General features: G+C 69.7%; 8 protein-coding genes. 3 read left to right on the forward strand and 5 right to left on the reverse strand.

What is annotated here, in order from left to right:
* Positions 1–114: 114 nt before the first annotated feature.
* The 3 genes from ACFY3N_RS36455 to ACFY3N_RS36465 form a co-directional block, all read right to left on the reverse strand.
* Positions 115–552: a hypothetical protein gene (locus tag ACFY3N_RS36455; protein ID WP_390821067.1), complete on the reverse strand. Its 438-nt coding sequence runs from the start codon at positions 550–552 to the stop codon at positions 115–117.
* A gap of 9 nt (positions 553–561) precedes the next feature.
* Positions 562–924 (reverse strand): DUF1304 domain-containing protein, encoded by a 363-nt coding sequence (locus ACFY3N_RS36460; protein WP_390821068.1) that lies wholly within the window; start codon positions 922–924, stop codon positions 562–564.
* 309 nt (positions 925–1,233) lie between these two features.
* On the reverse strand, positions 1,234–1,572 hold the full coding sequence (locus tag ACFY3N_RS36465; RefSeq protein WP_390821069.1) for a beta/gamma crystallin domain-containing protein: 339 nt from the start codon (positions 1,570–1,572) through the stop codon (positions 1,234–1,236).
* Positions 1,573–1,866: 294 nt separating this feature from the next.
* Here ACFY3N_RS36465 and ACFY3N_RS36470 point away from each other — a divergent pair, with 294 nt between their 5' ends.
* A complete protein-coding gene (locus tag ACFY3N_RS36470; protein ID WP_390821070.1) occupies positions 1,867–2,448 on the forward strand; it encodes a sigma-70 family RNA polymerase sigma factor in 582 nt (193 codons plus the stop codon).
* Between the two features lie 17 nt (positions 2,449–2,465).
* Here ACFY3N_RS36470 and ACFY3N_RS36475 read toward each other — a convergent pair whose 3' ends face one another.
* Entirely contained in the window at positions 2,466–2,867 is a 402-nt protein-coding gene (locus tag ACFY3N_RS36475) for a transposase (RefSeq protein WP_390821071.1), read from the reverse strand.
* A gap of 616 nt (positions 2,868–3,483) precedes the next feature.
* On the opposite strand from ACFY3N_RS36475, the gene ACFY3N_RS36480 reads away from it, so the two are divergent.
* Entirely contained in the window at positions 3,484–4,116 is a 633-nt protein-coding gene (locus ACFY3N_RS36480; RefSeq protein ID WP_390821072.1) for a hemerythrin domain-containing protein, read from the forward strand.
* A 2,260-nt stretch (positions 4,117–6,376) separates the two neighbouring features.
* The gene (locus ACFY3N_RS36485) at positions 6,377–7,267 is read left to right on the forward strand and encodes a hypothetical protein (RefSeq protein WP_390821073.1); all 891 of its coding nucleotides are present in this window, start codon (positions 6,377–6,379) and stop codon (positions 7,265–7,267) included.
* A 625-nt stretch (positions 7,268–7,892) separates the two neighbouring features.
* Here the strand turns inward: ACFY3N_RS36485 and ACFY3N_RS36490 are convergent.
* Positions 7,893–8,216: an integrase core domain-containing protein gene (locus ACFY3N_RS36490; protein ID WP_390821074.1), complete on the reverse strand. Its 324-nt coding sequence runs from the start codon at positions 8,214–8,216 to the stop codon at positions 7,893–7,895.
* Positions 8,217–8,340 lie beyond the last annotated feature (124 nt).

The raw sequence follows: 8,340 nt of genomic DNA on the forward strand, positions 1-8,340 counted from the left end.
GCCCCCCCCCGGCTTTGACCGAGGCCCGCCCCCGGGCCGGACGCCACCTGCGGGCTGTCGGTAGCTGAGGGCTCCTCCAACAGTGAAGCGACCCGACTCCGGAGTCGGGTCGCTTCACTGTTGGAGGAGCTGTGAGCTGCGGTTGCGGATCTCGTACGCCCAGGTGTGCGGTGGCCGGCCCTCGGCGCAGTTCCATACCCGGCCGCACAGCGGGTCTCCACCGGCGCCGGGGTTCCCTTCACGCCGCCGGTGTCGGGCGGCAACGAGCGCGGACGACGGACCGGCAGCGGCCGGGCGGGTACCGCGTGGACCGCCGAGGAGGACGACGCGCGGGGAACCGATGTGGGCGGGGCCCCGCAGACGCTCGGCCGGTGAGAACACGAGGAGCCGGAGGAGCTCGGGACGACTGAGGAACTGTCCGTCGACGCCCGGGTCGAGAAGGCACGGGACGAACCGCGCGCCGTCGAGGCGGCCGTCCGGCGAGCCGGGGTGGAGTTGACGGTCGGCGCCCAGGGCGAACTCACCGCGATCGGGTTCCCCGGCAGTGGTCACCGGCAGTGGTCACCGGCTGAGCAGGACCGCTATGAGCGCCAGTGCTCCGGGTAGTGCCTGCGCCAGGAGGATGCGCCGGTTGGCGGTGAGACCGCCGTACACGCCGGCGACGACCACACAGACGAGGAAGAAGACCCGGACCTGGAACCCGGTCGGGTCCCCGACGGTCATTCCCCAGACCAGTCCCGCGGCCAGGAAACCGTTGTAGAGGCCCTGGTTGGCGGCGAGCGGCGCGGTGGCCCGGGCCAGGGACGCGTCGAAGCCGGAGAGCGCGCGGCCCGGCTTCCTCTCCCACAGGAACATCTCCAGAACCAGGAAGTAGACGTGCAGCGCGGCCACCAGGCCGGTCAGCACGTTCGCGGTCGTCTCCATGGTGTGCCTACTCCTCGGAGTGCGTGAACGGGGCCGGGCCGGGCCGCGCTTCGGACGTCGCGCCTCCCGGCCGCGGGCGTGAGGATCCACCGCTGGGGGCCCGCCCGGGGGGCGGGGGCCCCCCCCCCCCGGGGCCCGGGGGGCCCCCCCCGGGGGGGCGGGGGGGGGGGGGGGCCCCCCCGGGGGGGGGGGGGGGCGGCCCCCGGCCCCGCCCCCGCGGGCGGGGGGGCCCGCCCCCCCCCGGGGGGGGCGCCCCCCCCCCCGCGGGCCCCCCCCCCCCGGGCCCCCGGCGGGGCCCCCAGCGGTGGATCAGTGGATCTGCAGGACGCACAGCGGGGCGTTGAGGTCCTCGATGTCGCGGATGGAGGACCACTTGCCCATAGCCCGGATCTCATTGCCCAGCCAGACGTGGATGCTGTTGTTGCCGGACGTGATCTGCTCGACGTCGGCGAGGCCGGGGGTGATGGTGCCCGCGTTGGCGAAACACTTGGTGTTGGCGCCGCCGTTGTACCAGACCTTCACGAAGTCCGTCCGGTCGCCGCAGTCGGTCTGGTTGATCGCGGCGGCCGGGGAGGCGGGCAGCAGGAGTGTCGTCGCCGCCGCGGCGGCAGCGGTGAGTGAGAGACGCTGGATGGAACGCTTCTTCATGAGGGGGAGAACGTTCCTTCTGTGAGATGCCGTGCCGTGGGAGCGGGGCGTGCAGCGGGGAGAGCCGCAGCCGTCACCGCGCGGGCCGGCCGGATGCGTTTGCGTCCCACCGGGTCAACGAGGAGCTGAGGTCTCCGGTTCACCGTGCGGGCGACTCGGCTGCGTGGTGCGGAGAGGACCTTGTCGATCTCCCCTTGCGGTGGTCGAACAGTGCCTGGTCCACGAACGGCGGCCGCTCTCCCCCACGGCACGGACCAGGTGAGGCGGCCGTCCGCGACAAGGAGACGACAAGGTTTGACCAAGGCATTCCGGAGAGTGTGGCTCCCTGCTGTCGCCCTCGGGCGGCAGCCACGCCACAGCACCACCGGAAGACGATTGGTCACCACCCATGAACGGGACTTCGGAGGCAGGGACCGCTGCCCCCGCCCACACCCGGCACTCCTCCTCGGATGTCGACCACGACGTCTTCGTCCGGACGATCTACGACCGTTACGGCCCCCGCTCCTGCGGTATGCGGCACGGCTGCTGGACGGGGACTGGCACAAGGCGGAGGACATCCTCCAGGAGACGACGGCCCGGGCCTGGAAGCACGCCCACTACCTGGGCACGCGCGACCGGCTCGTCCGGCCGTGGCTCTTCACCGTGGTCAAGAACCTCGTCATGGACCATCATCGCTCCCGGCGGATCCGGCCGCTCGAACTGATGCCGACCGAGGAGCTCGAGGCCTCCTGGGAGACTTCGGAGACCCTGCTCACCCTCCATGTGGTGCTGGAGGCGCTGCAGGAGCTGACGGAGCAGCAGCGGACCGTCATCAGGCTGATGTACCACCTTGAGTGCAGTGTGGCCCAGGCGGCCGCCCAGGGTCATTGCGTGTAGTCGATCTGTCCGGTTGATCACCTGATCCCGAGGGCTGTGAGGGGTCGTTGTGGATCGCGTGCGGTGTAGCGGCACGCGGCGGCGATGTTGGTGTGGTCGTCCTGGCGGAACACGCTGATGGCGAGGTTGCGCAGGCTTGCCATCACGCGGGGCAGGCTGCCGGTCCGGGTGGTGGAGGCGTCCTCGGTGAAGGTGGTGTCGCGGACGTGGTGGAGTTGGTTCTCGATCTTCCAGTGCCCTCTGATCCAGTCGGCGAGCTCCTCGCCCGTGGCAGTTCCGGGCGGGAGACCGGTGACGAAGTAGAGCCGTTCGATTGTGATCTTCTTGCCGGTCAGGACCTTGCGCCACCGCATGACGCGCAGGGCCTGGCGGGCGCCGGGGCAGTCGAGGTGCCGGAAAGCGACGGCGATCGCGGTCATGGACCGCGCGCCGGCCAGGACACCCGCTGCCGCAGCGGCAACGAGAGCCGTCAGCGGGAAATGCCGACCACAACGGCCACGCGGGTCGGGCAGGTCCGCGAGAAACGGGACGAGGCACACCGCATCGGGCAGCGGTTGCGGTGACGAGGTACGGGCCAGTTGCTCCAGACCCGGGGACATGGGAGAAGATGAGACAGCAGGCACGGTCTTCGGTTGTGGTCATGCGGATTCGACACCTACATGATCACCGAAACCGTGCCTGCTTCTGCGTCCGGGCACACCACACGTAACGGACCATCACCGGGCAAGCCTGCGCAACCCTTCCACACGCAAGGTCCCTGGGACCAACTCCCGCCCGACGTGAGCGAGGAACCCGCCGCCGAACGCCAGCACGGCCATCCCGGCAGACTCCTATGCACCCGCATCCTCGGCGGAGCGATCAACGAGTACCGATATGCGGCTTGACCAGCAGCGATGACTTTCCAAGCGGCACAGGGTGGAACCGGGTGGTAACACGGGACAAGAATGAAGGGTGGCGCCGCCGCTTGAAGGATCTGCAGAGTCCTCGAAGTGCATAAGCTTGAGAAAAAAGTTTTGAAGCGGGATGGACTCCGTTTTGAGCAGCGAAACAGCCGAACGCCGGATCGTCACGGAGATGCGACTGCTGAACAAAGCTCAGCGCTCTGCGACGGCCTTGCTGATCGATGCGATGCGGCGCGGTCCGGCGTCATCGAGAAGCCTGACGGAACTGCGCTGCCTCGTGATGGGGATTCTACGGCATTACCATGATCGGCAGGACGCTGTGCTCTGGCCTCAGCTGATTTCCGCCGACTCCGCGAAGATGATGTGGCTCATCGACCTCAGCGCCGAACATGACGCATTGGATTCCGCCCTGGACGTACTCAGCACCATTCCGTGCCATGGCCATGGTGACCGGCCGGAACTGGTCACGGCGGCGGTCGCTCTACGTGATCTGCTGCACACGCACCTCGATCATGAAGAGTCGCTGCTGTTACCGGCGTTGACGACACATGTGTCCGACGAGTCCTGGACCGAGCTCTTCCGCTCCATGCTCGCTTCGGCCCCGCGTGCGGGCGCTCATCTCGGACTCGCCCTCTTCGATGAGGTGGGGACGCCTGCCGAGCTCGCGCTGATCACAGCGGACCTCCCGCAAACCGCGCTTCGGTCGGTCCCGGCCATGTGTGAACGGGCCAGCAACACCTTGAGCAGTCTCCGAGCGGCTCGATGAACCGGATCCACGCGTTGTCCGTTGTTGCCAGTGCATTTCTTGAAGTGCGGTCGTGGAGCGCTGGCAGCAAGAGGTCTGTCCCTGCGGAACAGTGATCAGAGCTGGTGATCCCATTTCCGCGCACTGGTGAGGAGGATCAGGACATACCGTGGCTGAAGAATCCAGTAAGGAAGAACCCTCTGGCCGCCTGGGCAGGGTAGGACGCGCCATACGGTCCGGCCTTTCGAGGGCCGGGGCCTTCGCCAACTCACCGGTCGGGCGTCGGATCGGCGGCGTGGCCCTCCTCGTCGCCGGCGCCGGGGTCATGGCCGCGGCGCCACCTGTCGGACTCGCGCTGATGGCCGCGGGCGGGGTCATCGCATGGCGGGCAAGGGGAAGCCGTGGGGCGGTTGAGCACCGGCCGTCGCAAGGTCAGGAAGCGATCCCGCAGTCGCCCGTACGGTCGGCGCCGGACCGTGCCACGACACGTCCGTCATCCAGTGGTGGCGTGCTGACAGCGCCTCAGGCGAATTACCTGGTCCGTCAGGTGGTCGAGGAGATGCTGGCGGCTGATAGAAGCATGGCCCGGCCCCCCGAGGGGCCCACGCGCACCGGTTCGCACGAGGCCGGACAGTCCACGGAGTGGCCGCTGGAGGGAAGGCTTCAGCGGGGTCCGGCCCGGCTGGTGCGTGACGGTTACCATGCGGGAGGTGAGAACGGGAACGCCCCCGTGGCGCAGCCGTCGGCAGCGGTTCATGTCCGGGACGACGACCGGTACTCGACTCCGATCAACATAGGTGGGGCGGTAGGTCGGCCTCCCGCGCCTCGGCCGCCCGTCCAGGACGTGCAGTCCTTCATGCCCCACCAGGGCCCTGAGCGTGCCGCGTCGCAGCGGAGCCGCTCGTCGAATTCGCCGCCGCTGACGAGCGGACCCACGCCTCCCGCGCTGCCCCAGAACAAGAGGTTCAGTAGATAAGAGTCCGATCGGGGCGCCGGTCCGTCACCGCCGGCTCCCGGCAGCTTCATGCGCGACAACTGCCGGCCCGTCCCAGCCGCTGGTAGCCGTCCATCGGCCGACTGGACGAACGCCGCCACAGCCGCCCCCGTCGGCTCCCGGTGAGCCAAGGGACGAGGCGCGACCGAGCCGAAGCCCTGCCTCCGCGGCCCCGTGTTTCCGGTGGATCTCCGGTTCGGACGCCGTGAACCGCTGCGAAGCGGGGGCTGTTGCGGGGATCAAGCCCGTCATCCGTCACCCTTGGAGGAAGCCTCCTGTGCCAAAAACATTTACTGATCCCCAGTACGACGACTACGGCGTCCCGGTCTCGGCGGTCGCCCGCCACCGGGCCGTCCTGTTCGAGCAGCCGGTCTACGACGACAAGGCGGGGATTTCGTTGCTCTTCGCGGCGACCTGGCGCTGGGCGATCACGGTCTGGCAGGCGTGGAGCGCGGCGGCGAGCAGGTGGACGGCCCCGGGGGGGGGGGGGGGGGGGCGCCCCCCCCCCCCCCGCCGGGCCCCCCCCGCCCCCGCCGGGCGCCCCCCCCCCCCGGCCCCCCGCGGGGCGGGGGGGGGGGGGGCCCGGGGGGGCCCGGGGGGGGGGGGGGGGGGGGGGGGGGGGGGGGGGGGGGGCGCGGGGGGGGGGGGGCGGGGGCCGCCCGCGGCCCCCCCCCCCCCCCCACGGCCAGAGCGGTCAGCGTGCCATCGGCCTCGTCGACCGGGTCGGTGGCGTACCGGGCGAGCCAGGTGCCCACGGCGTCGTCGAGCGCGTCGCCGTCCAGACGGGCGATCAGCTCATCTCGCCAGCCGAGGACGCATTAGCCCTGGCTCGGCCAGGTTCGTGAGGGTCCGGAGCCGTCGGGGCTCGGGGGCTACGGCTACTGGACGAGTACTCGTGCGTCCCGTCGGTAAACCCGAACGGCGCTTCTGACGTAGTCAAGGGGGGCGACGCGAACAGGTGCGCTCCTCCCGTGTACTTCTCCGGGTGCCGGGACACATCCTCGTTCCCCGTGAGAGGAAAGCCGCGATGAAGGAGATGACGGCAGGACTGCCTGTGGACACCAACGACGACAGCGTTTGCCTCACCGCCTCAGGCCGCTGTCCGGCCGGCTGAAACACCGGCACCGTCTCCCCGCGCAGCCGCTACGCATCCGAGCCGCCAGGGCGCCGCACACCGCGCGGCGGTGCGCCGAGCGAGTGGCGACACGGAGGCCGGCAAATGCAGGTCCTCTCCCCCGACCTCAGCTCATCCCCTCTGTGTCGACACGACGACAGGAGTAAATGTTCATGAGCACGCCACCGGACTTCTCGGACCCGAGTGTTTCGGGTTCGCACTATTCGGACGGCTCCGCGTTGAGCGACCCCGGCGACTACCAGGAGTTTCTCGAGTACTACCGGCGGTACGCACGGGAGAGCACGTTCACCCCGCAGCCGACGGTGGGTTTCGGCAGCAGCATCTACGGCCCCCGCCCCGAGCAGATCCGGGTGGCCAACACCGGCCCGGCCGCCGGCGCCCGGGTGGTCTACCGGGCGGACCTGGAACCGCTGTACCGCTGGGACTCCCGGCCTCCCGAGGTCATCTTCCGGGACGGTTTCCAGCCGCACAACGGTCGGCTGCCCAGCAGCTTGCAGTACTACCAATCCGAACAGACCGAGACCGGGCTGGTCAGCACCACCCGGGACTTGAACCCGGATGCCGCCCAGCCCTCCTGGGCCCGTAACAGCGCGGGGCATTCCTTCCGGTACACCATTCACGCTCCCGGCGGCTACGAATTCCTCGCGTCCCTCACCCACCACGCGAGTTTCTACGGGCAGCAGGAGGTCGCCTTCTGGAAGGGCATCCGGCCCGAGTACATCGCCCAGGTCGACGTCTTCGACCGCAGCGGCCTGCGGGTCGTTTCCCAGTTGAATCCCAACGCCCACGCGGCGACCGCCGTGGCAGCCGAGCGCGAACGCAGGAACCAGCAGGTCCTCGCCCAGATCGCGGCCACTCGCCGCACCACCGCACCACCGCAGCCGACCCATCCCGCCCCCCCGAACGCCCAGATCGCCTACTACGCCTCCCTCACACCAGGCCCCTCTCAGCAGCCTCCCCGGCAGCCCCAGCCCGGCCAGCCCTCCGGCTGGCAGCAGTATCACGGAGGCAACCACCAAGCGCAGGGCCGCGGACGGCGCTGACCGCATCCGCTCACTGCTCCGTGGCCTGAGGCCCGCCCAGCTCCGCGGCCCGCCCGCGCCTCGTCCCACACGGGCACGGCTGACACCGTCCTGCGTGAGGGCGGACGGCGCGGGGCGGCCATCCGCGCGACGCGCTGACCACCCGGGCAAGAGGGCCACCACCTGACACAGGGCGGGAGCCCGGTCCGGGGAGGACTTTCCGCCGAGCCCGGCGGGACGGTCGGGTTGAACTGATTGCCTTCCCAGTCCGTTGCGGGGGTGCGGGATCCGCCGCGCCGCCCTCTCCTGCCGTTCGCGGGCCGCGGCGGCCCCGGGAGTGAGCCACACGGACGGTACGTCAGGAAGGTACGGGCCTGGGCCTGGGCGAAGAAGCCGACAAGCCGAACACGGGGGGCGGGCACCCCGGGTCGGGAGACCCAGTGGATCTCGGCAAGCAGAGCTCGTCCGGCGAGACCCCGGAGCCGGCTCCTCTGCCTGTGATCGTCTCCTCCGACGGTTCCGTCGTCATCGACGGCGTATCCGTGCCACTGGTGGGCGGAGAAGCGGTCGGCGTCGCGATCCTGGACACCCTGCACGGCTACGCGCGCAGTCGGAACTGTCAATCCCCTCGCAGCGTGGAGACGATCTATGCGGCCAGTCCCTCGGCGAGGGTGGCTCGGTAGTCACGTTCGTAGTCGATCGGGCTCTTGAACCCGCACACGCTGTGTAGCCGCCTGGCGTTGTGGAAGTCGGTGGTCCAGGTGGCAATCTTGATGCGGGCCTCGGTGCGGGTGCGGAAGGTATGGCGGTGGACGTACTCGACTTTGAGGACGCTGTTGAACGCCTCGCTCACGGCGTTGTCGAAACAAGATCCGACTCTGCTCATGGACTGGACGATGCCGGGCTTTCGGCAAGCCCGCTTGAACCGTCGTGAGCAGTACTGGGTGAGTTCAACCGGTCGTTGCAACACCCGCAGATCGCGGGTGTTGCGAGGACCGTTACTGAGCTTGTCGGCGTGATGTCGCGAGGCTGACAAGTGACGATTATCGCGGTATGCCGGAACTATGAGGTATCCGCAAGGTGGCGGCCTGACC

Origin of the sequence: Streptomyces sp. NPDC000348, assembly GCF_042898795.1 — a bacterium.
Classification (GTDB): domain Bacteria; phylum Actinomycetota; class Actinomycetes; order Streptomycetales; family Streptomycetaceae; genus Streptomyces.

What these genes read in the sequence shown, in the direction of transcription:
- ACFY3N_RS36460 (WP_390821068.1), bottom strand. Translation starts at nt 924, where the DNA reads ATGGAGACGACCGCGAACGTGCTGACCGGCCTGGTGGCCGCGCTGCAC.
- ACFY3N_RS36465 (WP_390821069.1), bottom strand. Translation starts at nt 1,572, where the DNA reads ATGAAGAAGCGTTCCATCCAGCGTCTCTCACTCACCGCTGCCGCCGCG.
- ACFY3N_RS36475 (WP_390821071.1), bottom strand. Translation starts at nt 2,867, where the DNA reads ATGACCGCGATCGCCGTCGCTTTCCGGCACCTCGACTGCCCCGGCGCC.
- ACFY3N_RS36485 (WP_390821073.1), top strand. Translation starts at nt 6,377, where the DNA reads ATGAGCACGCCACCGGACTTCTCGGACCCGAGTGTTTCGGGTTCGCAC.